We start from the raw sequence: 26351 nt of genomic DNA on the forward strand, positions 1-26351 counted from the left end.
GGTGAGATCCTTTCTCTCGGGGGTACTTGGTGAAATCCTTGATCAGCCGTCCTGCCGCAGGCGCGCCAGGGCCGCCTCGAACGGCGGTGTGCCGCGCAGCGCCTCGGACACCACGCGGCCCTGCTCCACCCACAGCAGCCGGTCGGCCAGTTGCGCCTCCCGCAGCTTGTGGGTGGCCAGCACCAGGGTGCGGCCCCGGGCTGCACTGTCCAGCCGCACCAGCAGGTCGGCGGCCGTGCGTGCATCCAGGCCTTCGGTCACTTCGTCCAGCAGCCAGCAGCGCGCGGGGCTCAGCAGCAGCCGCGCCAGCGCCAGGCGCCGTGCCTGGCCGCCGGACAGGCCCAGCCCGCCCTCGCCCAGCCGCGTGTCCAGGCCCTGCGCCATGGCGCGCACATCGCCGGCCAGCCCGGCGACTTCCAGCGCCGCCCACAGCGTGTCCTCGGCGGCCTCGGGGCAGGCCAGCAAAAGGTTGTCGCGCAGGCTGTCCTCGAACAGTTCGGTGCGCTGCGTCATCCAGGTGCAGCGCCGGGCACGCACGGCGCCGGCCAGCGGCTGGAGCTCGCCGGCCATCAGGGACAGCAGCGTGGTCTTGCCCGCGCCGCTGGCGCCCAGCAGGGCGACACGTTCGCCTTCGGCGATAAGGATGTCCTGGGCCAGCACGGCGGCACGGGGTGCCACGACCTGCTCCAGCTCAACCGCCAAGCCCTGCCTGGGCGCAGCCGGTTCGCAGGCGCCTTGCGCAGCGCCATCGCGCAGGGCGGGCGCCAGCCGGCGCGCGGCCAGCCAGCTGCGGCCGGCCTCCAGCGCGCCACGGCGCAACGCAGCAAAGGGCTCCATGGCCGTCAGCGCCAGCAACAGGGCCAGCGCAGCCACGGGGGCGCCCAGCAGGCCGGCCTCGGCCAGCCAGCCCACGCCCAGCAGCACACCGGCCAGGGCCAGGGCGCCGCACAGGCCCTGCACGAAGGAGGTTCGGGCCTCCAGGCCGTGGAGCTCGGCGTCGGCCTCGGCCACGCGGGCGTCCAGGGCGGCAATGCGTTCGCAATGCGCGGCCAGGGTGCCGGCCATGGCCAGCTCTGCCTGCCCGGCCACCAGGTCGGCCGTGCGGGCACGCAGGGACTCCAGCGCCAGCGCGCGGCGCACGGCGGGCCGGCGCGCACTGCGCGCCAGCCACAGGGCACTGCCCAGGCCGGTGGCCAGCAGCCATGCAGCCAAGGCCAGGCCCAGCCACCAGCGCATCAGGCCCAGCGCCAGGGCGGCCATCAGCGTGGCACCCGTGGCGGCCAGCAAGGGCACGAACAGGCGCAGGTACAGGCTGTCCAGCGCATCCACGTCGGCCGTCAGCCGCTGCAGCAGGCGCGCGGGCCGCAGGCGCAGGCTCAGGGCGGCGGCGGGAGTGGCCCAGCTGCGCAGCAGCCGCTCGCGCAGGGCGGCCAGCACGGCCAGGGTGGCGTCATGGGTGACCAGCCGTTCGGCATAGCGCGTGCCCGTGCGGCCCAGGGCCAGCAGGCGGATGCCGGCCGAGGGCATGAAGACGTCGAAAACGATGGCGGTGGCCGGCAGCAGCCCGGCCACCGCCGTGGCCGTGATGAACCAGCCCGACAGGCCCAGCAGCGCCATGCCCATGAGCACCGTGAGCAGGGCCAGCAGCGCGCCGCCAAGCCACAGGCGCCGGGGCGCCATGCGCGCCAGGGCGGCCAGCACGGGCCAGAGGGTGGAGCGGGGCTTCATGCGGCCAGCTCCTGCGGGGCGGCATGGCCCGCCAGTTCCACCACGCGGTGCATGGCGGCGGCCAGTTCGGCATCGTGGGTGGCGACGATCAGCGTGCGCCCGCGTGCCAGCTGCAGCAGGGCATCGGTGACCTGGGCGGCCGTGGCCGGGTCCAGGTGGGCCGTGGGTTCATCGACCAGCAGCAGGCCTGCATCGCGCGACAAGGCCAGGCGCGCCAGTGCCAGGCGCACGATTTCGCCGCCCGACAGGCCGGCTCCGCCCTCGCCCAGCGTGGCGCCGGCCCGGGTCTCGGCCAGCTTGCCCAGCCCGGCCAGCCGCAGGGCCTGGCGCAGTTCGCCGAAGGTGAATCCCGGGCGGCCCAGCCGGAGGTTTTCGGCCACCGAGCCGGCGAACACATGGGGGCTCTGCCCCATCCAGGCCATGCGCGCGCGCAGCCGGCCGGCCGATTCGCCGTCGAGCAGTTGGCCGTCGATATGGATGCGCCCAGGCTCGGCCACCGGCAGCAGGCCGGCAATCTGCGCCAGCAGCAGCGACTTGCCGCTGCCGCTGGGGCTCCACAGCGCCACATGCTCGCCAGGCCGCACGTCCACCGTGAGCGCCGGCAGCGTGACCGCGCCGCCTGGCGCCTGGGGCCGCACCTGCTCCAGATGCAGGGCGCAGGCCTGGCCGGCCGCCCTGCCGGGCGCAGCCAGTGCGCCTGGCAGCGGCTGCGCATCGCGGCCCAGCTCGCCCAGGGCCTGCAGGGCGGCCTCGCCGCTGGCGCGGTCGTGCCAGACGGCAGACAGCTCACGCAGGGGATCGAAGAAGCTGGGCGCCAGCAGCAGCACGAACAGCGCCTGGCCCAGGCTCAGTGTCTGGCCCCAGCTGCCAAAGGGCAGATGGCCCAGCAGGTGAAAGCCCACGTACACGGCCACCATGGCCACGCCCAGGGCCGAGAACAGCTCCAGCACCGCAGAGGACAGAAAGGCGATGCGCAGCACGCGCATGCTGCGTTCGCGCAGGGATTCGGCATTGGCGCGCAGCCGCTGCGCCGTGGCATCCACCGCGCCCAGAGCGCGCAGGGTGGACAGGCCGCGCAGCCGGTCGAGCAGGAAGGCGTTCATGCCGCCCAGCTCCACCATCTGCGCTTGGCTGGCCGCCTTGGCGCGCCAGCCGACGATGGCCATGAACAGCGGGATCAGCGGTGCGGCCACCACCAGGATCAGCGCCACCACCCAGCTCTGGCTGGCCACGGCCAGCGCAATCACCAGCGGCACGGTGCGCACGCGCCACATGGCGGTCTGGTAGCGCGACAGCCAGGGCACGATGGCCTCGGCCTGCTCGGCCATGGCGCTGGCCGCCTGGCCCGAGGCCGCGCGCTGGCGGTCCAGCGGCGAGGTGCCCGCCAGCGTGCGCAGCACCTGCATTCGCAGCGCACTCACCAGGCTGCGCGCCTGCAGATTGGCGCGGCGTGTGCCGCTGGCATCGCACCAGGCGCGCAATCCGCCCAGCAGTGCCACGCCTGCCGCAAGCTGCCACAGTGGCCACAGCGGCTCCACGCCCGCGCCCGCGCCCGCGCCATCGGCCATGGACTGCACGGCCAGCGCCAGCAGCAGCGCCTGGGGCAGCCACAGCAGCGAGGCCAGCACCAGGCGCCCCGTACCCGCCATCGGACGACGCGCCAGTTGGTGGAACTCAGGCAATGACGGGGTACAAGGTTTGTTCATTTATTCTGTAATTTCAGTATTTACTGAAATTACGCAAAGAATTCTAAACAAACTTGCTCCAGGCAAGTCGCTCGTAGGGGGAAGCCGAGTGAAGCAGTCAAGCGTGCGCAAGGGGTTTTGCGCAAACAACTTCGAGAACCGGTCCCGCACAGCGTGGGTAATACCCAAAGAAAACGGCGCCCGAAGGCGCCGTCTGGCAGGGTAGGAGAAGAGCCCGTCCTGGACTCCCCGACCTTACGGGGTGGACAGCAGGCGGTCGCGCGCCTGGTTGTATTCGCGCTTGAGACGCTCGACCAGCTCGCCCGCACCCGTGACTTCGCGGATGGCGCCAATGCCCTGGCCGCAGCCCCAGATGTCCTTCCAGGCCTTCTTGGCGTCGCCGCCGAAGTTCATCTTGCTGGGGTCCGACTCGGGCAGGTTGTCGGGGTCCAGGCCTGCCGCACGGATGGACGGCGCCAGGTAGTTGCCGTGCACGCCCGTGAACAGGTTGCTGTAGACGATGTCGTCGGAGGTGCCGTCCACGATGGCCTGCTTGTAGGCGTCGTGCGCACGCGCTTCATGCGTGGCAATGAAGGCCGAGCCGATATAGGCGAAGTCCGCTCCCATGGCCTGGGCCGCGAGGATGGCACCGCCCGAGGCGATGGAGCCCGACAGCGCCACGGGGCCGTCGAACCATTCACGGATTTCCTGGATCAGCGCGAACGGGCTCTTGACACCCGCATGGCCGCCCGCGCCCGCCGCCACGGCGATCAGGCCGTCAGCCCCCTTTTCGATGGCCTTGTGCGCGAACTTGTTGTTGATGATGTCGTGCAGCACCACGCCGCCCCAGCTGTGCACAGCCTGGTTCACGTCCTCGCGCGCGCCCAGGCTGGTGATGACGATGGGCACCTTGTACTTGGCGCACATCTGCATGTCGTGCTCGAGCCGGTCATTGCTCTTGTGCACGATCTGGTTGATGGCGAACGGCGCCGAGGGCCGGTCCGGATGGGCCTTGTCCCAGGCGGCCAGGGTCTCGGTGATCTCGGCCAGCCAGTCTTCGAGCTGCTCGGCCGGGCGCGCGTTGAGCGCGGGCATGGAACCCACGATGCCGGCCTGGCACTGGGCGATCACGAGCTTGGGATTGCTGATGATGAACAGCGGCGAGCCGATCACTGGCAGGGCCAGTTTCTTCAGCGCCGGGGGAAGCTTGGACATGCGTTGTCTCCGTTGGTTCTCGGTATCTCTGTCTGCGTTGTGCCGTGCGCAAGCGCCGGGTCAGAAGGCGTCCATGGGCAGTGCCATCACGCTGTCGCCGCCGTGCACGATGGCATCGCGCAGGCCCGCCGCCTTGACGAGGATGTGCTCGGCATAAAAGCGTGCCGTCGCAATCTTCGCGCGCATGAAGGCCTCGTCCTGTCCCTTGTGCAACAGCTGCTCGGCCACCAGCAGGGCGCGGCCCATCTGCCAGCCTGCGACGAGGTTGCCCGCCAGCATCAGGTAGGGAACGCTGCCGGCGTACACGGCATTGGGCTCGGCCTTGGCCTGGCCCGAGACAAAGTGCACCGCCTCCACGAAGGCCTGGCGCGCAGCGGCCAGTTGGCGGGCCACGGCCAGTGCCTCGGGCGTGCCGCTGGCGGCCAGCTCGGCTTCGGTCTTCTCGATCTGGCCCGCAATGGCCAGCGCGGTCTGGCCGCCATCGCGCGCCGTCTTGCGGCCCACCAGGTCATTGGCCTGGATGGCGGTCGTGCCTTCGTAGATGGTCAGGATCTTGGCGTCGCGGTAGTACTGGGCGGCGCCCGTCTCCTCGATGAAGCCCATGCCGCCGTGCACCTGCACGCCCAGGCTGGTGACTTCCAGACTCATCTCGGTGCTGTAGCCCTTGACCAGGGGCACCATGAATTCATAGAAGGCCGCATTGGCCTCGCGCACCTGGGCGTCGGCATGGTGATGGGATGCGTCGTAGGCCGCGGCGGCCGTGGCCGCCATGGCGCGGCAGCCCTCGGTGTAGGCACGCATGGTCATGAGCATGCGGCGCACATCGGGGTGGTGGATGATGGTGGCGCTGGCCTTCACGCTGCCGTCCACGGGGCGGCTTTGCACACGCTCGCGGGCATAGGCCACGGCGTGCTGGTAGGCGCGCTCGGCCACGGCAATGCCCTGCACGCCCACGGCGTAGCGGGCCGCGTTCATCATGATGAACATGTATTCGAGGCCGCGGTTTTCCTCGCCCACCAGGTAACCGATGGCCCCGCCGTTGTCGCCGTACTGCAGCACGGCCGTGGGCGAGGCCTTGATCCCCATCTTGTGCTCGATGCTCACGCAGTGCACATCGTTGCGCGCGCCCAGCGATCCATCCTTGTTGACCAGGAACTTGGGCACCACGAACAGGCTGATGCCCTTGACGCCCTCGGGCGCCCCGGCCACGCGGGCCAGCACCAGATGGACGATGTTCTCGGCCATGTCGTGCTCGCCATAGGTGATGAAGATCTTGGTGCCGAAGACCTTGTAGCTGCCATCGGGCTGCGGGTCGGCCTTGGTGCGCACCAGGGCCAGGTCGGAGCCGGCCTGGGGCTCGGTCAGGTTCATGGTGCCGGTCCACTCGCCGGTCACCAGCTTCTCGAGATAGGTGGCCTTGAGCTCATCGCTGCCCGCCGTCAGCAGGGCCTCGATGGCGCCGTCGGTCAGCAGCGGGCACAGCGCAAAGCTCAGGTTGGCGCTGTTGAGCATTTCCACACAGGCCGCGCCAATCGTCTTGGGTAGGCCCTGGCCGCCAAAATCCTGCGGATGCTGCAAGCCCTGCCAGCCGCCTTCGGCGTACTGGCGAAAGGCCTGCTTGAAGCCCGCCGTGGTGGTGACCACGCCGTCCTTGAGGCTGGAAGGCGCCACGTCGCCCGGCAGGTTCAGAGGTGCCACCACGCCTTCGCACAGCTTGGCGCATTCCTCCAGCACGGCCTGGGCCGTCTCCAGGCCAGCCTCCTCGAAACCGGGCAACTGCGCCACCTGGTCGATCTGCGCCAGATGCTCCATGGCGAACAGCATGTCTTTGAGGGGAGCCGAGTAAGTCATTGTTGAACCTTCCTGAACAGAGCCTGGACCGCCGGCGCGCAGCGCGCGGCGACCTGGGACAGCGGGCACGCCGCCACGGCACTACTGCATTGCTGCGTTATTGCGTGACGCGGCCCGATGCGTTGACGATGGACAAATCCACGAATTTCGAGCCCGCCTGCGAGCCCGGACGATAGGTAACCCAGTAGCCGCCCAGATCGAAGGCGTCCAGGCCGCGCAGCGAAGCGGCCAGCTTGTCGCGCGTCAGCGGCTGGGTGCGGCGCATGGCCTCCACGATGACGCGGGCGTTCACATAGCCTTCCATCATGGCGTAGCTGACCGGCACGGTCAGCGACTTGCCTGCAGCGGTGGCCGCGTCCCTGAACTCCTTGTTCAGGCGCATGGTCACCTTGTAGGGACTGGGCACGACCTGGGCAATGGACAGGCCGCTCATGAACTCCACGGGCAGGCGCTTGGCCAGTTGCTCGATATCGGCTTCGGACGTGGCGTAGATCTGGGCCGTGCCACCCGCCATGCGGTACGCCTCGACGAAGGCCGAGGTCACTGGGCTGGAGGCCACCACCATCACGGCCTGCGCCGAAGGCTGGGCCTTTTGCAACTGGGACACGGCCTTGTCCATGGCACCCTTGCCCGTGCTCAGCGAGGCGCTGACCACCAGCTTGGCCTTGGAAGGCGCAATCGCCTTGTCCACGAGTTCCGCCACGGCCTTGGCATCCGGGCGTTCGTCATGCAGCAGGGCCAGGCGCGTGATGCCCACGGTGGCCAGGTGCGAGGCGATCTTGGCCATTTCCTCGGGCAGGTTGGCGCGCGTGCTGAAGATCTGGGGATTGCTCAGCACCCGCGTGTCCGTGCTCTGGTAGCCCACCAGGGAGATCTGCGACTGGTCGAGCAGCTTGCTGTCCAGCAGCGCCGCCATGTTGCGGTTGCCGAAGTAGCCGGCCAGCACCACGGGCTTGGACTCGTCCAGCAGCTTGCGGGTCTTGTCCACGGTTTCCTCGGGATGGCCCACATCGTCCACGGTGACCAGTTGCACGGGCTGGCCCTGCACGCCGCCGGCCTTGTTGATCTGGTCGAAGTACAGGCGCATGCCCTGGGCATAGGCACGGCCCTGCGTCGCACCGGCTCCCGACATGGGTGCCACCTGCCCCACCACCCAGGCATTGGCCTCGGCGGCCAGCGCCATGGCGCCACAGACAAAGGCCACGGCCGTGCGGGCCAGGCGCAAGCGCATCATCTTCATTTCAATCTCCCTCTCGGTTCATGCCATCGCCAGCACCGGCTGGCGGCCAAGTCCGTTGTTGTAGTCGGTGGTGCGCGCCGTGACCAGCGGACCATCCCGGAATCCATGACGGAAAAAGAGGGGCCTGTGCCCCTCATTTTTCAGCTTCAGCCGCTTACAGCGCCTGCACCAGTTCCGGCACGGCCTGGAACAGGTCGGCCTCCAGGCCGTAGTCGGCCACCGAGAAGATCGGTGCCTCGGGGTCCTTGTTGATCGCCACGATCACCTTGGAGTCCTTCATGCCGGCCAAATGCTGGATGGCGCCCGAGATGCCCAGGGCGATGTACAGCTGCGGCGCGACGATCTTGCCGGTCTGGCCGACCTGCAGGTCGTTGGGCGCATAGCCTGCGTCCACCGCGGCGCGCGAAGCGCCGATGGCGGCGCCCAGCTTGTCGGCCAGCGGCGTGATGACTTCCTGGAACTTCTCGCTGCTGCCCAGCGCGCGGCCGCCGGAGACGATGATCTTGGCGGCCGTCAGTTCCGGGCGGTCGTTCTTGGTGACCTCCCGGCCCACGAAGCTGCTCTTGCCGTTGTCGCCAGCGGCGGCCAGTTGCTCCACCTGGGCGCTGCCGCCCGTGGTGGCCGCTGCGTCAAAGCCCGTGCCGCGCACGGTGATGACCTTGATCTTGTCGCTGCTTTGCACCGTGGCAATGGCGTTGCCGGCGTAGATGGGACGCTCGAAGGTATCGGCGCTGTCCACCTTGGTGATGTCGCTGATCTGGGCCACGTCCAGCTTGGCGGCCACGCGCGGCGCGGCGTTCTTGCCGCTGGCGGTGGCGGGGAACAGGATGTGGCTGTAGTTCGAAGCGATTGCCAGCACCTGAGCCGCGATGTTCTCGGCCAGGCCGTCCTTCAGGCTGGCGCCGTCGGCGTGGATGACCTTGGACACGCCAGCGATCTGGGCCGCGGCCTGCGCAGCGGCGCCGGCATTCTCGCCCGCCACCAGCACATGCACGTCGCCGCCGCAGGCCAGGGCCGCAGTGACGGTGTTGAGCGTGGCGCTCTTGATGGAAGCGTTGTCGTGTTCTGCAATAACGAGGGATGTCATGTCGCTGTCTTCCTTAGATCACTTTGGCTTCGTTCTTGAGCTTGGACACCAGCGTGGCAACGTCCGGCACCTTCACGCCAGCGCCGCGCTTGGCGGGCTCGGCCACCTTGAGCGTCTTCAGGCGCGGGGCCACATCAACGCCCAGCTCTTCAGGCTTGACCGTGTCCAGCTGCTTTTTCTTGGCCTTCATGATGTTGGGCAGCGTGACGTAGCGCGGCTCGTTCAGGCGCAGATCGGTGGTGATGACGGCCGGCAGGCTCAGGGCCAGGGTTTCCAGGCCGCCGTCCACTTCACGCGTGACATTCACCTTGTCGCCAGCGACCTCGACCTTGGAGGCGAAGGTGGCTTGCGGCAGGTCGGCCAGGGCCGCCAGCATCTGGCCGGTCTGGTTGGCGTCGTCGTCGATGGCCTGCTTGCCCAGGATGATCAGGCCGGGCTGCTCCTTGTCCACCAGGGCCTTGAGCAGCTTGGCGACGGCCAGGGGCTGCAGCTCCTCGGTGGTCTCCACCAGGATGCCGCGGTCGGCACCGATGGCCATGGCCGTGCGCAGGGTTTCCTGGCACTGGGCCACGCCGCAGGAGACGGCGATGACTTCGGTGGCCACGCCCTTTTCCTTGAGGCGAACGGCTTCTTCGACGGCGATTTCGTCAAAGGGGTTCATGCTCATCTTGACGTTGGCGATGTCCACGCCCGTGCCGTCCGACTTCACGCGGACCTTCACGTTGTAGTCCACCACGCGCTTGACCGGGACCAAAACCTTCATTGCAGCGGCTCCTGATTGATTGATAGATTGACGTTTACGTAAACCGAAATCATTGTATGCGGCGCTGCAGCAGCTGCGGCAGGTTTCCCTGACGGCCGAGGGCCGCATGCGCGCTCACAAAAAAGAACGATCGTGCCATTTTAAGCACGACCATTGAGATTTCCTGCGGGGGAACAGCCTGAACTCAGGGTATGCACCTAGGAATAATCCTAGCTGCTTTTCTCTGCTGCCTGAGCCACCACGCCCCCGCGTTCGGTGATCTGTACCACCTGCTTGGGGACCGGCAGGCTCACGCCCGCCGCACGCAGGCCGCGCAGCACGGCGAGGTTCACCTCGGAGCGCACATTGCCCTGGCCATTTTGCGGGTCGTTGATGTAGTAGCTGAGACTGAACTGCAGACCCTGCTCGACAAAGTCGACCAGTGCCACCGAAGGCGCGGGCGTCTTGAGCACGCGCGGCTGCGCGGCTGCGGCATCGAGCAGGATGCCGCGCACCTGCTCCACATCGCTGTCCATGCCCACGACGATGTTGGTGGACAGGCCGAACTTGACGTCGAATCCGGTGAGGTTCTCCACACGCTGGGTGATCAGCGTCTCGTTGGGCACGATGGATTCGCGGCCGTTGAGCGCGCGGATGATGGTGTAGCGCGTGCGGATGTCGGTGATGCGGCCCTCGAAGCCATCCACGCGCACGTTGTCGCCGATGCGCAGCGCGCGCTCGATCAGCACCAGAAAGCCGCTGACGTAGTTGGAGGCGATCTTCTGCATGCCGAAACCCAGGCCCACGCCGATGGCGCCGCCCATGACGGACAGCGCCGTCAGGTCCACACCCACCATGGACAGCGACACCAGCAGCCCCACCAGGATCAGCACGCTGCGCGTGATGTTCATGGCCACCTTGCGCATGGACAGGTCGCTGACCCACTGGTTGATGACCTTCTGCTCGAACAGCGTTGCCACCCACAGCACGGCCACCATCATCAGGCCCGCCGACAGCGTGCCCTCGATCAGGTTGAGCAGGCTGACCGGCGTCTTGCCGATGTTGAACTGCAGGGCCTCCAGCTCCTCCATGACCTGCGGCAGCAGGCCGATGCTGTGCAGCACGGCCGCGCCCCAGGCCAGCCAGGAAAAAATGCGCTCGATCAGGCGCACCACGGTGGAGTGGGGGAAGGTCCGGCTGAGCACCCGCGCCACGAAGCGGATCACCGACAGGGACACCAGCAGCGACACGGCCACGCGCAACCAGAACACCGTGGAAAACCGCGCCAGGATCTCCTGGCTGGTGAAGACCAGCACCAGCGCCAGCAGCGGGAACAGGGCGCCATCGAGCGCATGGCGGCCTATCCATACGGAGGGCTTTCCATCGTTCAGATGGCCGTAGCGCGCATGCAGGCCGCGCATGGCGCCGTAGGCCAGCAGCAGGCAGGCGATGAGCACGGAGAACTCCAGCCAGGCGCTGGAGCTTTGGAAGTCGTTGATGAGCTTGTCGAAGATGTCCATGGGTCAGGGCCGTTCCGCCGCAAGGGCGCAGGCCGCCATCATCGCGCAGATCCAGGACAGGCCGACCGGACCGGGACCTACATGCAGGTCGGTCAGTGGCCCGTCTTCCAGGCCGGTTCGCGCTTGGCGGCGAAGGCCTGGGCGCCCTCCTGGGCGTCGGCATCCATCATGTTGGCGGCCATGGTCTGGCCGGCCAGTTGGTAGGCCGCCTCGATGCCCATCTCGCGCTGCCGGTAGACCAGCGCCTTGCCCATGGCCACGGCCGCGCGGGGCTTGCTGACGATGGACTGCACGAAGTGCTCGACGGCATCGTCCAGCGCCTCCTCGGCCACCACGCGGTTGACCAGGCCTTGGTCCAGCGCCTGCTGCGCGTCGATGAAGTCGCCCGTGAGCAGCATCTCCATGGCCTGCTTGGCCGGCACGTTGCGCACCAGCGGCACGCTGGGGGTGGCGCAGAACAGGCCGTAGTGGATGCCGCTGGTGGCAAAGCGTGCCGCCTGCGCAGCAACGGCCAGATCGCACTGGGCCACGAGCTGGCAGCCCGCCGCCGTGGCAATGCCGTGCACGCGCGCGATCACGGGAACGGGCAGCCGGTGGATGGACAGCATCATGCGGCTGCACTGGGCGAACAGCTTCTGGTAGTAGTCCAGCTGCGGATGGGCCGCCATGTCCTTGAGGTTGTGTCCGGCGCAAAAGGCCTTGCCGGCCGCAGACAGCACGACCACGCGCACGGACTCGTCGCGCGCCACGTCGTCCAGCGCCTGCTGCAGCTGCGTGAGCATCTGCTCTCCCAGGGCATTGAAGCGCTGCGGGTCGTTGAGCGTGAGCCGCACGACGCCGCGCGCATCATGCTGCACGTCGAGCAGGGGGCTGGCTTCAGAAGGATGGGTGCTCGCGTTCATGGTGCTCCAGATCCGGTTCAGAGGTCGGCCAGCACACGCACGTGCGCTTCCACGCTGCGCGCAAGCGGCCCCATCACATAGCCGCCTTCCAGGCAGGAGACGATGCGCCCCTTGGAAAAGCGCCGCGCGATGTCCTTGATGCGCGAGGTGATCCAGGTGAAGTCCTGCTCGGTCATGCCCAGCTGGCCCATGTCGTCCTCGCGGTGGGCGTCGAAGCCGGCGCTGATGAAGATCAGCTCGGGCTTGAAGGCCTCCAGGCGCGGAATCCACATCATCTCGACGATTTCGCGGATGTCCATGCCCTTGGTATAGGCGGCCACCGGCACGTTGACCATGTTGGCGGCCGGATGCTGGTCGCCGCTGAAGGGATAGAAGGGGTGCTGGAAGATGCCGCACATGAGCACGCGGTCGTCGCCGGAGAGGATGTCCTCCGTGCCGTTGCCGTGGTGCACGTCGAAATCGATCACGGCCACGCGCTTGAGGTGGTGGCGGCTGAGCGCGTACTTCACGCCCACGGCCACGTTGTTGAAGAAGCAAAAGCCCATGGCCTGGTGTCGCGTGGCGTGGTGGCCCGGAGGGCGCACGGCGCAAAAGGCGTTCTCCAGCTCGCCGGCCATCACCGCATCGGTGGCCGCCAGCGCGGCGCCGGCCGCATGCAGGGCGGCCGAGAAGGTATGACTGTTGATGGAGGTGTCGGTGTCGATCTGGGAGTACTCGGGGCCGCCGGCCTGCTGCTCCTCGACCAGGCGCTGTGTCAGGCCCTGCAGCGCGGCCACATGCATGCGGTCATGGGCCAGTTCGATATCGGCCAGCGAGGCCTGGGGAGCCTCGTGCCGCTCCAGCGCATCGGCCACGCCGGTCACCAGCAGCCGGTCCTCGATGGCATCGAGCCGGGCCGGGCATTCCGGGTGCCCCGGCCCCATCTCATGCCGCCAGCACTCCCTATGGGTGAAATAACCCGTCTTGCCCACAGTGATGTCTCCGCGATGTTTTTTTTAGGATAACGTCGCGCCATGCAAGCAACACACAAGATCAAGGCGCTTCTGGATCAGCTTAACACGGTGGTTGTAGGGAAACCGGCTCAGGTCCGCGACAGTGTGGCCTGCCTGCTGGCCGGGGGACACCTGCTGCTGGAAGACGTTCCCGGCGTGGGCAAGACCACGCTGGCGCATGCGCTGGCACACAGCTTCGGGCTGCAGTTCTCGCGCGTGCAGTTCACGGCCGACCTCATGCCCAGCGACCTCACCGGCGTGTCCATCTACGAGCGCGCCAGCGAGACCTTTGTCTTCCACCCGGGCCCCGTTTTCGCCCAGGTGCTGCTGGCCGACGAGATCAACCGCGCCAGCCCCAAGACGCAGAGCGCCCTGCTCGAAGCCATGGAGGAGCGACAGGTCTCGGCCGAGGGCCGCACGCACCGCCTGCCCGAGCCCTTCTTCGTGATCGCCACCCAGAACCCGCAGGAACAGCTGGGCACCTTCCCGCTGCCCGAAAGCCAGCTGGACCGCTTTCTGATGCGCATCAGCCTGGGCTATCCCGACCGCGCGGCCGAGCGATCCCTGCTGTCCGGCAATGGCCGGCGCGCCCAGGCCGACGCGCTGGCACCGCTGCTGACCACGCAGGAGCTGCAGGACCTGCAGGCTGCCGTGCTGCAGGTGCATGCCAGCGATGCCCTGCTCGACTATGTGCAGGACCTGCTGGAAGCCACGCGCTCGGGCCAGTGGTTCGTGCAGGGCCTGTCGCCTCGCGCGGGCATTGCGCTGCTGCGTGCGGCCCGGGCCGTGGCCCTGATGGAGGGGCGCGACTACGTGGCGCCCGACGATGTGCAGGCCATCCTGCCGCAGACGGCGGCCCACCGCCTGGTGCCCATAGGCTCTTCTGGCCGGGGCGCCGTGGAGCAGGTGCGCGCCATGCTGGACGCCGTGGCGCTGCGCTGATGCCGGCCGCCCCCGCGTCTTCGCCCGGCGCCCCCCAGCCGGGGGCATCGCTGCGCCAGCGCTGGTCTCCCGCGCGGCGCGTGCGCCAGTGGTGGCATGCCCGCCTGCCACGCACGGACAGCCTGAAGCTGACCCAGCGCAATGTCTACATCATGCCGTCGCGTGCAGGCTGGGCCCTGGCGCTGACGCTGTGCGTGCTGCTGGTGGCCGCCATCAACTACCAGCTCAACCTGGGTTATCTGCTGACGTTCCTGCTGGCCGGCAGCGCGGCAGCGGGCATGGTGGTCGGCCACGGCAATCTGCGCGGCCTGGCGCTGCACCTGCTGCCGCCGGCCGGCAGCTTTGCCGGCCGGCCCTGCCGCTTCGACGTGGTGCTGCACAACGCACGCCGCAGCACGCGTTGGGGCATAGGCCTTGCCGTGCAGGGCGATGCAGCGGCCACCGACTGGACGTGGATCGATGTCCCGGCACAGGGCAGCACCACGGCGCAACTGGCTTTCACGCCACTGCGCAGGGGCCTGCAATCGCTGCCCACGATCACGGCGGCCACGCGCTACCCGCTGGGCACCTTCCGCGTCTGGGCGCTGTGGCGCGCGCAGACCCAGGCCTGGATCTACCCGGCGCCCGAACACAATCCCCCGCCCCTGCCTGCGGCCAGTGCCGATGCCGGCGGCCGCAGCGCGGCCTCCACGCGCCACGGCGACGAGTTCGATGGCGTGCGTGCCTACCGGCGCGGTGATGCGCTCAAGCTGGTGGTCTGGAAAAAGGCCGCCCAGGCCTTTGCCACGGGCAGTGACCAGCTGGTGAGCCGCGACCGCCCGCTGTCCCAGCAGCACCGCCTGTGGCTGGACGCCAAGGCCACCGGCCTGGCCGACCCCGAGGCCCGCCTCAGCCGCCTGACCGCCTGGGTGCTGGTCGCGCGCCAGCAGGACCTGACCTGGGGCCTGCGCCTGCCCGACGGCCGCGAGATCGCCCCTGACCAGGGCGCGGCCCACGCCACGCTCTGCCTGGAAGCCCTGGCGGCCTGCCCATGAATCGCACGTCCATGCCCTCCTCCTTCCAAGCCATTGCGCAGCCCGCGGCCCCCTGGCGCCAGCGCCTGGCCGCCCTGCCGCGCGATGCGCGCGACACCCTGTTCCTGCTGGCCGTGGTCGCCTGGGTGCTGATGCCCCAGGCCGCCCACACGCCATGGTGGACCATGGTCTTCGTGGCCGGCCTGCTGCTGTGGCGCGGCATGCTGGCCTGGCGCGGCCAGCCCCTGCCCGGCCGCTGGGTGCTGGGTGGATTGCTGCTGCTGGCCGTGGGCGCCACCTGGGTCTCGCACGGCACCTTTATCGGGCGCGATGCGGGCGTGACCCTGATCGTGCTGCTGCTGGCGCTCAAGACGCTGGAGCTGCGCGCCCGGCGCGATGCCATGGTGGTGTTCTTCCTGGGCTTCTTCGCGCTGCTGGCCAACTTCTTCTACTCGCAGTCCCTGCTGCTGGCCCTGGCCATGGTGCTGGGCCTGCTGGGCCTGCTCACGGCCCTGGTCAATGCCCACATGACCGCCGGCCGCCCGCCGCTGACACAGGCGCTGCGCACGGCAGCGCTGCTGGCGCTGTGGGGTACGCCGGTCATGGTGGCGCTGTTCCTGTTCTTCCCGCGCATGGCGCCGCTGTGGGGTGTGCCCAGCAACGACCTGGCCGGCCGCAGCGGCCTGTCGGAAAACATGCGCGTGGGCTCCATGGCCTCGCTGGTGCTGGACGAAAACGTGGCCCTGCGCCTGCGCTTCGATACGCCCGATGGTGCTCCTCCGCCTGCCAACACCCTGTATTTCCGGGGGCCCGTTCTGTCGCGCTTTGACGGACAGGAATGGCAGATGGACACGGAGGCCGTTCTGGAGGACGCGCAGTTGCGCGTCTCCGGCGAGGGCGTGAGCTATCAGATGACCATCGAGCCCAGCCGCCGCCCCTGGCTGCCCCTGCTGGACGCCGCGGCCAGGGCTCCCGAGCTGCCCCCGGGCATGGGCAGCGCCCGCATGACGCCCCAGCTGCAATGGCTGGCCTGGCGCCCCATCACCGACGTGGTGCGCATCAGCGCCCAAAGCCATGTGCAGTTCAGCTACGGGCCGCGGCAGCCCACCCGCGCCCTGCGCCGCTACACCCAGCTGCCCGAAGGCAGCAACCCGCGCACGCTGGAGCTGGCCCGCCAGATGCGCGCCGACCCGCAACTGGCCGACGCCCCGCCCCGCGCCTGGGTACAGGCCGCGCTGGCGCGCCTGCGCACGGGCGGCTACACCTACACGCTGGAGCCCGGCGTGGTGGACAGCGTGCACACGGCCGATGACTTCTGGTTCGACAGCAAAGAGGGATTCTGCGAGCACATCGCCTCCGCCTTCGCCGTGCTGATGCGCGGCATGGGCGTGCCTGCCCGCATCGTCACCGGCTACCAGGGCGGCGAGCGCAACCCTGTCGATGGCTACTGGACGGTGCGCAACGCCGACGCCCACGCCTGGACCGAGGTCTGGCTGGAGGACGAGGGCTGGGTGCGCATCGACCCCACCGGCGCCGTGGCCCCGTCGCGCGTGGGCGAGTTCCAGCGCCTGCGCGCGCCCCAGGGTGCCATTGCGGGCGCCGTAGGCAACTTCGTGGGCGTGGGCATGCTGCAGCAGATGCGCGCCGTGTGGGAGGCCGTCAACAACGGCTGGAACCAGTGGGTGCTGAACTACACGCAAAGCCGCCAGCTGGACCTGCTCAAGAACCTGGGCGTGCAGTCGCCATCGTGGGTGGACATGCTGCGCCTGCTGGGCGCGCTGGCCGGCGTGGCCGCGCTGGCCTGGCTGGCCTGGATGGCCCGCGCCCAGCGCAGCAGCCGCGATGAATGGCTGCGCCTGATGGACAGGACCCGCGCCCGGCTGCGCCGCATCGGCCTGGATGCCGATGCCAGCCTGCCCCCACGCGCGCTGGCAGCCCAGGTCATGGACCGCTGGGGCCAGGACGACGCCACGGCCGCCAAGGCCCTGCGCGACTGGCTTTTGGACATGGAGCGCCAGCGCTACGCACGCCCCCCCCAAACCGTCCCCCAAACCGTCCCCCAATCCGTCCCCCGATCCGCACCCCAGTCCGCACCCAAATCCGCACCCGACACCCCCGGCCTGCCCGCCCTGCGACGCCAATGGCGGGCGCTGGACTGGCCACGCAATCCGCAGCCACGGCCACAAGCCGCCGCTGCCGGCCCCACGACAAGCACACCATGACCAAGCAACGACTGATCCCCTCCGCCCTGCTGCTGCTTGCGGCCGCCGCCCTGCCCTGCGGCGCGCTGGCCAGCAAGCCGGCGCCCGCCCAGACCGGCGCAGCCAAGACTGCCGCCAAGTCCACGGCCAAACCTTCCACGAAAAAGCGCACGGCCGCTGCTGCCGCCGCCACGGCGGCAGGCGGCGCCGCCGTGGCCAGGACCGTGCAGGGCAGCACCCCCTACGGAGAACGGCCTGATGCCATGCAGATGGCCGCCGACATTGCGATGCGCCACGACCTGCCGGTGGACTGGGTGCGCGACACCATTGCCCAGGCGCGCTTTCTGCCCCAGGTTCCCCGCCTGATGACGCCGGCTGCCCAGGGCACGGCCAAGAACTGGGGCGTCTACCGCAGCCGCTTTGTCGAGCCCGTGCGCATACGCGCCGGAACCCGTTTCTGGCAGGCCAATGCCGCCGCGCTGGCGCGTGCCGAAAAGCAGTACGGCGTGCCGGCCGAAATCATCGTCGGCATCATCGGCGTGGAGACCATCTACGGCCAGCAGATGGGCAACTTCCGCGTGATCGACGCCCTGGCCACGCTGAGCTTCGACTTCCCCGCAGCCCACCCCCGCGCGCAGGCACGCACCGAGTACTTCCGCGGCGAGCTGGAGCAGTTCCTGCGCTTCACGCACCGCGCCGCAACGGACCCGTTCTCGCTGCGCGGCAGCTACGCGGGCGCCATGGGCATGGGCCAGTTCATGCCCAGCAGCTGGGTGAAGTGGGCGGTGGACTTCGACGGCGACGACCGCATCGACCTGTTCGGCAGCGCGGCCGACGCCATCGGCTCGGTGGCCAACTACTTTGTCGCGCATGGCTGGAAAAGCGGCATGCCCACCCACTACCCTGTGATCATGCAGGCCCAGGGCGCCGACCTGGCCGCCCTGCTGGCGCCCGACATCCTGCCCCAGTTCACGGCCGACGAGATGGCTGCGCGCGGCGTACAGCTGCCGGGCAGCGGCGCGGCGCATCAAGGGCCGCTGGCCCTGGTCAAGCTGGAAAACGGCGCGCAGGGCCAGCCGCTGTACATCGCGGGCACGGAGAACTTCTATGCCATCACGCGCTACAACTGGTCCAGCTACTACGCGCTGTCCGTGATCGAACTGGGCCAGGAAGTCGCGGCAGCCATGGGCCGCTGATCCGGGCCATCCAAACCGTCGAGGCGGTCAGGGCCGGCGCATGCGGCACATCGCAGGCTGCTCGGCACGCGCCGCCTCGATCTCTCGCACCACGCGGAAGCCGTAGCCCGAGCCCTCCACATCGAAGGGCACGCCGGGCGCGCCCTGCCTGTCCATGACGCCGACCACCAGCGCCTGCTGGAACTGGTGGTCGGCCGCGCGCATGCGGCCCTTGCGCCCGGCCAGCGCCACCTCGGCGCCTTCCAGCGCCTGCGCCACGGCCACCGTGTCGGTGCTGCCCGCACGCGCCATGGACTGGGCCAGGGCCTCGATCATCAGCTGCATGCGCATGTGCACATAGTCATCGGCAGGCCTGGGAAAGCGCTCGCGGAATGCCTTGTAGAAGGCCTGGCTGTCGGGCCCCGGCACGTTGGGCAGCCAGTCGGCCACGGCCAGCACCTTGCCCACGCCGGCCTCGCCTAAAGCGGCGGGTGCACCCAGCGCATTGCCGTAGAAGGTGTAGAAGCGGCCGTCAAAACCCGCCTCCCGCGCGGCCTTGACCAGCAGCATCAGATCGTTGCCCCAGTTGCCTGTGATCACGGCCTGGGCGCCGCTGGCCTTGATCTTGGCGGCATAGGGCGCAAAGTCCTTGACGCGCCCCACGGGGTGCAGCTCGTCGCCCACGATGGCCACATCGGGCCGCTGCGCGGCCAGCTGGCGCCGTGCCTCGCGCAGCACGGCCTGGCCAAAGCTGTAGTCCTGCCCGATCAGGTAGGCGCTGCGCACGGCCGCGTCCTCGCGCATCACCTGCATCAGCGCGGCCATGCGCATGTCGGCATGGGCGTCGAAGCGAAAGTGCCAGAAGCTGCAGCGCTCGTTGGTGAGCGCGGGATCGACGGCCGAGTAGTTCAGGTACAGCACGCGCCGGGCCGGATCGCGCTCGTTGTGCTTGGCAATGGCATCGACCAGCACGGCGGCCACGGCCGATGAATTGCCCTGCATGACCACGCGCGCACCGCCGTCGATGGCTGCGCGCAGCGCGGACAGCGCCTCCTCGTTCTGGCCCTTGCTGTCATGGCGTTCGATGGCCAGGGGCCGGGCGCCGCCCTGTGCGGCCGGCAGTGGCACACCGCCGCGCGCATTCACGCGCTCGGTGGCCCACAGCAGGTTGCGGAACACGGCCTCGCCCGTATTGGCAAAGGGGCCGGACAGGCTTTCGATCAGCGCCAGCCGTATGGGCTCGCCGCGCGGCAGGGGCACGGGCTGTCCGCGTTCGTTTGCGGCCAGGGCCGCCAGCGCGAGCGCCGCAAATAGCGCCATGGCACCGCTTTTCAAGACCTTGCGGCGCAATTTATTCATGGCTTTTTCCCTCTTGAAATGCGTTCAACGCCGCTCAACTACGCTCCATGCGGCGACAACTTCGATGAAGCCGCGCAGTTTATAGGAGCCACTTCACCATGATCTTCTCGCCTGTTCTCCGCCGCAACGCCTTCAACCCCCAAGCCGCCGATCTGGCCCTGCAGCGCTTCCTGCAAGGCACCCTGGGCAACGCCGCCCCCTCCCCCTCGTCGGTGCAGGTGCAGCGCGATGAAAAGGCCACGACGCTGCAGCTGGATGTGCCCGGCCTGTCCCGCGAGCAGCTGCAGCTGAGCATCGAGGGCGCCGTGGTCCGTCTGTCCAGCGTCGGGGGTGCGCCCCGCCAGGTGCAGCGCGCCTGGGAGCTGGACCATGAGATCGACACTGCCGCCAGCAGCGCAAAACTGGAAAACGGCGTGCTCACGCTGTCCCTGGCCCGCCTGGAGCCGCAGAGCAAGGCCACCACGCTGAGCATCCAGTAAATCCGGTCAGCGAGTTTGTGCACCCGGGCTGTCAACCAATCCTTTCTTCCCTCCTCTTAGCAAGGTGACAGCCCGTTTTCAAAGCCCGGCACATGCCGGGCTTTTTTTGTGCGCAGGCTGCGCATCACAGGTGCCCCGCCGCACAGCACGGCGATGGGGAAGGCAGAGGCGGCCGAAGAATCAGGCCAGCGAATCGAGCGGCCAGCGCGGCTTGACGTCGAAGGCGTAGTGCCGGTTGGCCACTTCCCGGCCCGCCTGCAGGCGCATGGCGGCGGCCATGGCGATCATGGCGCCGTTGTCGGTGCACAGGTGCAGCTCGGGGTAGTGCACGCGCAGCTTGCGCTTGGCGCAGGCCGCATCCAGCTGGGAGCGCAGCAGCCGGTTGGCACCCACGCCGCCGGCCACGACCACGCGCTTCATGCCGGTCTGCTGCAGCGCGGCCAGGGTCTTCTTGACCAGCACCTCGACGATGGCCGCCTGCGTGCTGGCGGCCAGATCGGCCTTGCGCGCCTCCAGGTCATCGCCCAGCTTCTTCGCCTGGGTCAGCACGGCCGTCTTCAGGCCGGCGAAGGAGAAGTCCAGGTCGCCCGAATGCAGCAGCGGCCGGGGCAGCTTGAAGGCCTGGGCATCGCCGCCTTCGGCCAGGCGCGAGAGCACGGGACCGCCCGGATAGGGCAGGCCCATGAGCTTGGCCGATTTGTCGAAGGCCTCGCCGGCCGCGTCATCGATGGTCTCGCCCAGGATGGCGTAGCTGCCCACGCCATCCACGCGCATCAGCTGCGTGTGGCCGCCCGAGACCAGCAGGGCCACGAAGGGGAATTCGGGGGGATCGGCGCTCAGGAAGGGCGACAGCAGATGGCCTTCCAGGTGGTGCACGCCCAGCACGGGCTTGTTCAATGCCGCAGCCATGGCGCAGGCCACGCCCGCGCCCACCAGCAGCGCGCCGGCCAGGCCGGGGCCGCGCGTGAAGGCGATCACATCGACCTGGTCCAGCGAGCGGCCGGACTCGCCCAGCACGTTTTCGGTCAGCGGCAGCACGCGGCGGATGTGGTCGCGGCTGGCCAGCTCGGGCACCACGCCGCCGTAGGCGCGGTGCATGTCGATCTGGCTGTGCAGCGCATGGGACAGCAGCGTGGGCACGCCCGTGCCATCGGGGGCCTCGACCAGGGCCACGCCGGTTTCATCGCAGGAGGATTCGATCCCCAGAATCAGCAAACTCATGGGGCTGAAGTGTAGAACCTGCGGGCGCGGCGCACTTCCACAGGCATCAATGGCCCCTGGCAGGCGGGCAGTTGCACGGCCGGCGCTCCGCTACAGGTTGTCTATGTAGGAAGAGCGCGAGAACCGCACGGGCTCGAAGCCGTCGGAGGTCCAGATTTCACTGGCGATCAGTGCCTGGGCATCCATGGGGCGGGCAAAGTAAAAGCCCTGCAGCTCGTCGCAGCCCAGCGCCTGCAGCACTTCGCGCTGCTGCTGGTTGGTCACGCCTTCGGCCACCACGCGCAGCTCCAGCGCATGGGCCAGGCGCACGATGGCATCGACCACCGCCCGCGCATCGCTCTTGAGGGCCACGTCGCGCACAAAGCTGCGGTCGATCTTCACCTCGTCGGCGCACAGCTGGCGCAGCAGGGCCAGGCTGGAGTAGCCGGTGCCGAAGTCGTCGATGGAGATCTGCACGCCCATGCCCGTGAGTTCGGCAATCACGGCCATGGTGGTCTTGTCGTCCTCCATGGCCACGGACTCGGTGATCTCGAAGACCAGTTGCTCGGGCCGGATGTGGTGCCTTGCGATCGCCTCGGCGATGAACTGCGCCAGCCGCGTCTGAAAGAGCTGGTAGCCCGAGATATTGATGGACACCCGCATGAAGCGCCGCTCGCGCGCCCATTGCGCGGTCTGGCGGCAGGCCTCGTCGATGACCCAGTCGCCGATCTCGCTGATCAGGCCGAAGCGCTCGGCCAGCGGGATGAACACGCGGGGACTGATCAGGCCGAACTGCGGGTGGTTCCAGCGCGCCAGCGCCTCCACGCTGCGGATGCGGCCCGTGCGGGTATCGATCTTGGGCTGATAGAACAGCACCAGCTGCTGGCTGGCCACGGCGCGGCGCAGGGCCTGCTGCAGGTCGAACTGCGCGGCCACGCCCTGGCGCATGCTTTCCTTGAAGATGGCGTAGGTGTTCCCGCCGGCACGCTTGGCCGTGTACATGGCGGCATCGGCCGCCGCCATGAGCTTTTCCTTCTTGCCATGGTCGGGATAGATGGCCACGCCGATGGAGCTGCTGATGGAGACCGCTTTTCCTGGCAGGTCGAACGGCTGGCTCAAGGCCTTCTGCACGCGGCCTGCCATGGCCACGGCGTCGTCCACCGAAGCCAGGCAGCCCAGCAGCAGCACGAACTCGTCGCCACCCACGCGCGCCAGCGTGTCCGATTTGCGCGTCATATGGCCCAGGCGCACGGCCACCTGGCACAGCAGCGCATCACCGGCGGCATGGCCTTCCACATCGTTGATGGGCTTGAATCCATCCAGGTCGATGTACAGCAGGCCCACGCGCACCGGCCCGCAGGGCCCCGGCTGCTCCACCGAGCTGTCGGCGCGCGCAATCGTGCGGCCCAGCCGGTATTCGAACAGCGCCCGGTTGGCCGTACCGGTCAACGGGTCTCGGAAGGCGATGCGCTTGAGCTTCACATTGGCGCGCAGCAATTTCTCATTGCTCTGCTTGAGCGACTGCGTCAGGCGCTGCGCCTTGCAGCGCATGCGGATGTAGAGCACCGAGCACACCAGCAGGAACGCCACGAACGCACCGGCACCCCACGGGCCGAGGGCATGCCATCCAGCGAACCAGACGCCCTCATCGGCCAATTGCGCCGACGCGACGCCATCGGGGGCAGCCGCAGGCACCTGACCCTGCGCCATGCAGGGCAGCAGCGAAGCCAGCCAGCACGCAAATGTCGGGCCGCGCCAGCGCGCAGGCATCCACCGGGACACCCCATCGGTCATGAACAGCGAATGCATGGGGAAAAACCGATCTTCTCGTGATATTTCAAACTCATGCCGATTCAGCCTCACTGCCGCATTGCGCAGCCCAATGCCGTGGTCTGCGTTGCCATGTGCGCCGGATGAACGGGGCTTTTCTTGAAAAACCGCCCCATTCGCTTTGCAAACATTCGACACGCTTACACGTCAGTTTGTGTATCGAAAATTTCAAATCATTAAAAAAATTCTATCAAATCATCGATCCCGTGCCCATGCAAGCACCGCGCGACGCCCCCCGGCATGGGAATTGCATCCAGGTCCCTTGCACCAAGGCAAACTGCATCAAGGCAGGCAGACAGGACCAAGCCCCCCATGAAAACCGCTCTCAACTTTCTTGTGGCCGCGCGGCAGTGCGAAATCGGCGAGCTGGAGCAACTGCAGCGCACCAGCGCCCTGGTGGATCTGCTCAGCCGCCTCATCCATGCGCTGCAAAAGGAGCGCGGCCTGTCCAATGTGTTTCTGGCCAGCGCAGGCGCGCGCGGCGGCCCGGCCAGGCTGGCGCAGATGGCCGAGTGCGACCGCATGGCCGCTGCGGCGCGCGACGGCTTCGAGCTGGTGGACATGCAGCCCGGTGGTGCGGGACTCACCGGCCACCCCGGCCATGGCGCGCGGCTGTTCAGCCGCATCGCCCATGTGCTGCAGTGCCTGGACGCCTTGCCCGCGCTGCGCGAGCGCGTCGCCAGCCGCACGCTGTCGCCGGAGGCGGCCACGGCCCTCTATATCGATCTGGTGGCCGGCCTGCTGGCCGTGGTCTTCGAGGCAGCGGACAGCGCGCCCGAGCCCGGCATCTCGCGCCTGCTGGTGGCCTTGTTCAACTTCATGCAGGGCAAGGAGTTCGCGGGCCAGGAGCGCGCCACGGGCGTGGCGGCGTTCGGCGCGGGTGTGAGCGATGCGCCGCGCCAGCAGCACTGGCTGCACCTGATCGCCTCGCAGGAGCGCTGCTTTCAGGTCTTTGCGGAGTTCGCTCCGCCCCATTCCCTGGCACTGTGGCAAGAAAGCAGCGGGGCCGACGCCACGCTGGCCGTGATCGAGCGGCTGCGCCGCGTGGGCTGCACGGCCGCGGCGGGCGCGCCTTTGTCCGTGGAGATGGCCGAGCCCTGGTTCGACAACTGCTCGCAGCGCATGGACGCGCTGCAGACCGTCGAGGCCCGCCTGACGGCCGAGCTGCAGCAGCAATGCCAGCACCGCATTGCCGATGCCCGCGCCGCCCTGCAGACGCTGCTGCAGGCGCCGCAGGCCTTGGCGACCACGCCGGTCTCGGCCACGCTGGCGCCGGGCGAGCTGCAGCCGCCGGCTGCACGGCTGGGGCCGCAATTGGACCGTTCCGTGATGGACCTGGTGCAGGACCAGTCGCAGCGCCTGCAGGCCATGCAGGCCGAGCTGGAGACCGTGCGCGCCACGCTCACGGAGCGCAAGCTGCTGGAACGCGCCAAGGGCCTGCTGATGGCGCGGCGCCAGCTCAGCGAAGGCGAGGCCCACAAGCTGCTGCGCCAGACCGCCATGAACCAGAACCGCCGCCTGGCCGATGTGGCGCAGGCCGTGCTTTCCATGGCCGATCTCCTGCCGCCTGCGCCTTGAACGCCGGGCCGGTGCGAGCCATGCTGCAGTGCAGCACCGACTTGGTGCCATGGAACGCACCAGAAGGTGGCCCGGCGAGGACTGCAAGGCCGATGGACGGCATGGTCCCCTGTGAACACGGCCTGGCACGCTTTCTGCATTGACTCTGGCAACTCCCGGCCAAAGGCGGCCGGGACCCCGGTCTTGATTCAAGGCCCCAGGACAACGGCGTCACTTTCCCCGCGCAGCGCGGCTGGAGAGGACGCCGTTTTGCTTGGAACAGGGCCCGTTTGCAAGTGTTCCATTCCCGACGATCGAAGGAGTTCCGCCATGGCGTCAAGCCCCAAGCCCACCACAGGCCCTCTCACCGCCGGCCCGGCCCTGCCCCGGCGCGACTTTCTGCGCCAGGCCGGCACGCTGGCAGGCGGTGCGGCGCTCTACACCCAGCTGGGCCACCATGGCGCCTGGGCGGCCGGCTCGGATGCGCCAGAGAAGAAAGAGGTGCGCATCGGCTTCATCCCGCTGACCGACTGCGCCAGCGTGGTCATGGCCTCGGTGCTGGGGATCGATCAGAAGTACGGCGTCAAGATCATTCCTTCCAAGGAAGCGAGCTGGGCCAGCGTGCGCGACAAGCTGGTCAACGGCGAGCTGGACTTTGCCCACGTGCTCTACGGCCTGGTCTACGGCGTGCACCTGGGCGTGGGCGGCGCCAAGAAGGACATGGCCGTGCTGATGACGCTCAACCACAACGGCCAGGCCATATCGCTGTCGAAGAAACTGGCCGACAAGGGTGCCGTCAATGGCGCGGGCCTGGCCAAGCTGATGGCCAGCGAAAAGCGCGAATACACCTTTGCCCAGACCTTTCCCACGGGCACGCATGCCATGTGGCTGTACTACTGGCTGGCGGCCAACGGCATCCACCCGCTCAAGGATGCCAAGGTCATCACCGTGCCGCCGCCGCAGATGGTGGCCAATATGCGCGTGGGCAACATGGACGGCTTTTGCGTGGGCGAGCCCTGGAACCACCGCGCCATCATGGACGGCATCGGCGTCACGGCCGCCACCACCCAGTCCATCTGGCAGGACCACCCAGAAAAGGTGCTGGGCACCACGGCCGAGTTCGCACGCCAGAACCCCAACACGGCACGCGCCGTGACGGCGGCCATCATCGAGGCCAGCCGCTGGATCGACGAGAGCCTGGCCAACAAGACCCGCATGGCCGAGACCATCGCCGGCAAGGCCTATGTGAACACCGGCGTGGACGCCATCAACCAGCGCATCCTGGGCCGCTACCAGGACGGCATGGGCAAGACCTGGGACGACCCCAACCACATGAAGTTCTACGGCGACGGCAGCGTGGGCTACCCCTACCTGTCCGACGGCATGTGGTTCCTGACCCAGCACAAGCGCTGGGGCCTGCTCAAGGACCACCCCGACTACCTGGGCGTGGCCCGCTCCATCAACCGCCTGGACATCTACCAGCAGGCCGCCACCGCCGCCAAGGCCCCGCTGCCCAAGGCGGAGATGCGCAGCAGCAAGCTCATGGATGGCACGGTCTGGGACGGCAAGGACCCGCGCAAGTACGCAGACAGCTTTGCCATCAAGGCCTGAGAGATCCCCTTTGAAGCCCCAC

20 protein-coding genes are annotated in these 26351 nt (G+C 68.5%); 7 read left to right on the forward strand and 13 right to left on the reverse strand.

Annotated features, from left to right (window positions below):
• Nucleotides 1-42 precede the first annotated feature (42 nt).
• From DELCS14_RS21080 to DELCS14_RS21125, 10 genes are all read right to left on the reverse strand, one after another.
• Nucleotides 43-1728 carry an ATP-binding cassette domain-containing protein gene (locus DELCS14_RS21080; RefSeq protein ID WP_013803455.1) on the reverse strand — a complete coding sequence of 562 codons (1686 nt, stop codon included), beginning with the start codon at nucleotides 1726-1728 and terminating at the stop codon, nucleotides 43-45.
• Nucleotides 1725-3377: a thiol reductant ABC exporter subunit CydD gene (gene cydD, locus DELCS14_RS21085; protein ID WP_013803456.1), complete on the reverse strand. Its 1653-nt coding sequence runs from the start codon at nucleotides 3375-3377 to the stop codon at nucleotides 1725-1727. Before cydD ends, DELCS14_RS21080 begins: the two co-directional genes overlap by 4 nt.
• A gap of 291 nt (nucleotides 3378-3668) precedes the next feature.
• Entirely contained in the window at nucleotides 3669-4628 is a 960-nt protein-coding gene (locus DELCS14_RS21090) for a nitronate monooxygenase family protein (protein ID WP_012204314.1), read from the reverse strand.
• 60 nt (nucleotides 4629-4688) lie between these two features.
• Nucleotides 4689-6479 (reverse strand): acyl-CoA dehydrogenase, encoded by a 1791-nt coding sequence (locus DELCS14_RS21095; RefSeq protein ID WP_013803457.1) that lies wholly within the window; start codon nucleotides 6477-6479, stop codon nucleotides 4689-4691.
• 97 nt (nucleotides 6480-6576) lie between these two features.
• Nucleotides 6577-7719: an ABC transporter substrate-binding protein gene (locus DELCS14_RS21100; protein WP_013803458.1), complete on the reverse strand. Its 1143-nt coding sequence runs from the start codon at nucleotides 7717-7719 to the stop codon at nucleotides 6577-6579.
• A gap of 154 nt (nucleotides 7720-7873) precedes the next feature.
• Entirely contained in the window at nucleotides 7874-8806 is a 933-nt protein-coding gene (locus DELCS14_RS21105; protein ID WP_013803459.1) for an electron transfer flavoprotein subunit alpha/FixB family protein, read from the reverse strand.
• 13 nt (nucleotides 8807-8819) lie between these two features.
• On the reverse strand, nucleotides 8820-9569 hold the full coding sequence (locus tag DELCS14_RS21110; RefSeq protein ID WP_012204310.1) for an electron transfer flavoprotein subunit beta/FixA family protein: 750 nt from the start codon (nucleotides 9567-9569) through the stop codon (nucleotides 8820-8822).
• A 209-nt stretch (nucleotides 9570-9778) separates the two neighbouring features.
• Nucleotides 9779-11068, reverse strand: a complete 1290-nt coding sequence (locus DELCS14_RS21115; RefSeq protein WP_013803461.1) for a mechanosensitive ion channel domain-containing protein — start codon at nucleotides 11066-11068, stop codon at nucleotides 9779-9781.
• A 92-nt stretch (nucleotides 11069-11160) separates the two neighbouring features.
• Entirely contained in the window at nucleotides 11161-11970 is an 810-nt protein-coding gene (locus tag DELCS14_RS21120) for an enoyl-CoA hydratase (protein WP_013803462.1), read from the reverse strand.
• A gap of 17 nt (nucleotides 11971-11987) precedes the next feature.
• Entirely contained in the window at nucleotides 11988-12893 is a 906-nt protein-coding gene (locus tag DELCS14_RS21125) for a histone deacetylase family protein (RefSeq protein WP_049801441.1), read from the reverse strand.
• 90 nt (nucleotides 12894-12983) lie between these two features.
• Here DELCS14_RS21125 and DELCS14_RS21130 point away from each other — a divergent pair, with 90 nt between their 5' ends.
• Genes DELCS14_RS21130 through mltB form a run of 4 tightly spaced genes read left to right on the forward strand, consistent with a single transcriptional unit; the run spans nucleotide 12984 to nucleotide 18314 of the window.
• The gene (locus DELCS14_RS21130; RefSeq protein WP_013803463.1) at nucleotides 12984-13904 is read left to right on the forward strand and encodes an AAA family ATPase; all 921 of its coding nucleotides are present in this window, start codon (nucleotides 12984-12986) and stop codon (nucleotides 13902-13904) included.
• Nucleotides 13904-14938, forward strand: coding sequence for a DUF58 domain-containing protein (locus DELCS14_RS21135; protein ID WP_013803464.1), 1035 nt, complete (start codon nucleotides 13904-13906; stop codon nucleotides 14936-14938). The genes DELCS14_RS21130 and DELCS14_RS21135 overlap by 1 nt, the downstream gene beginning before the upstream one ends.
• On the forward strand, nucleotides 14935-17139 hold the full coding sequence (locus tag DELCS14_RS21140) for a DUF3488 and transglutaminase-like domain-containing protein (protein WP_013803465.1): 2205 nt from the start codon (nucleotides 14935-14937) through the stop codon (nucleotides 17137-17139). The genes DELCS14_RS21135 and DELCS14_RS21140 overlap by 4 nt, the downstream gene beginning before the upstream one ends.
• The gene (gene mltB / locus DELCS14_RS21145; protein ID WP_013803466.1) at nucleotides 17136-18314 is read left to right on the forward strand and encodes a lytic murein transglycosylase B; all 1179 of its coding nucleotides are present in this window, start codon (nucleotides 17136-17138) and stop codon (nucleotides 18312-18314) included. The genes DELCS14_RS21140 and mltB overlap by 4 nt, the downstream gene beginning before the upstream one ends.
• Nucleotides 18315-18341: 27 nt before the next feature.
• Here mltB and DELCS14_RS21150 read toward each other — a convergent pair whose 3' ends face one another.
• Complete coding sequence (locus DELCS14_RS21150) at nucleotides 18342-19652, reverse strand: branched-chain amino acid ABC transporter substrate-binding protein (protein WP_013803467.1); 1311 nt, start codon at nucleotides 19650-19652, stop codon at nucleotides 18342-18344.
• Nucleotides 19653-19750: 98 nt separating this feature from the next.
• On the opposite strand from DELCS14_RS21150, the gene DELCS14_RS21155 reads away from it, so the two are divergent.
• Nucleotides 19751-20131 carry an Hsp20 family protein gene (locus DELCS14_RS21155; protein WP_013803468.1) on the forward strand — a complete coding sequence of 127 codons (381 nt, stop codon included), beginning with the start codon at nucleotides 19751-19753 and terminating at the stop codon, nucleotides 20129-20131.
• Between the two features lie 180 nt (nucleotides 20132-20311).
• Here DELCS14_RS21155 and tsaD read toward each other — a convergent pair whose 3' ends face one another.
• Both tsaD and DELCS14_RS21165 read right to left on the reverse strand, forming a co-directional pair.
• Complete coding sequence (gene tsaD / locus DELCS14_RS21160) at nucleotides 20312-21352, reverse strand: tRNA (adenosine(37)-N6)-threonylcarbamoyltransferase complex transferase subunit TsaD (protein ID WP_012204300.1); 1041 nt, start codon at nucleotides 21350-21352, stop codon at nucleotides 20312-20314.
• Nucleotides 21353-21442: 90 nt separating this feature from the next.
• The gene (locus DELCS14_RS21165) at nucleotides 21443-23140 is read right to left on the reverse strand and encodes an EAL domain-containing protein (protein WP_013803469.1); all 1698 of its coding nucleotides are present in this window, start codon (nucleotides 23138-23140) and stop codon (nucleotides 21443-21445) included.
• Between the two features lie 333 nt (nucleotides 23141-23473).
• On the opposite strand from DELCS14_RS21165, the gene DELCS14_RS21170 reads away from it, so the two are divergent.
• Nucleotides 23474-24739, forward strand: a complete 1266-nt coding sequence (locus DELCS14_RS21170) for a nitrate regulatory protein (protein ID WP_013803470.1) — start codon at nucleotides 23474-23476, stop codon at nucleotides 24737-24739.
• Nucleotides 24740-25048: 309 nt separating this feature from the next.
• Nucleotides 25049-26329, forward strand: coding sequence for a CmpA/NrtA family ABC transporter substrate-binding protein (locus tag DELCS14_RS21175; protein WP_012204297.1), 1281 nt, complete (start codon nucleotides 25049-25051; stop codon nucleotides 26327-26329).
• Nucleotides 26330-26351: the final 22 nt, after the last annotated feature.

Source organism: Delftia sp. Cs1-4, from assembly GCF_000214395.1.
Lineage (GTDB): Bacteria > Pseudomonadota > Gammaproteobacteria > Burkholderiales > Burkholderiaceae_C > Comamonas > Comamonas acidovorans.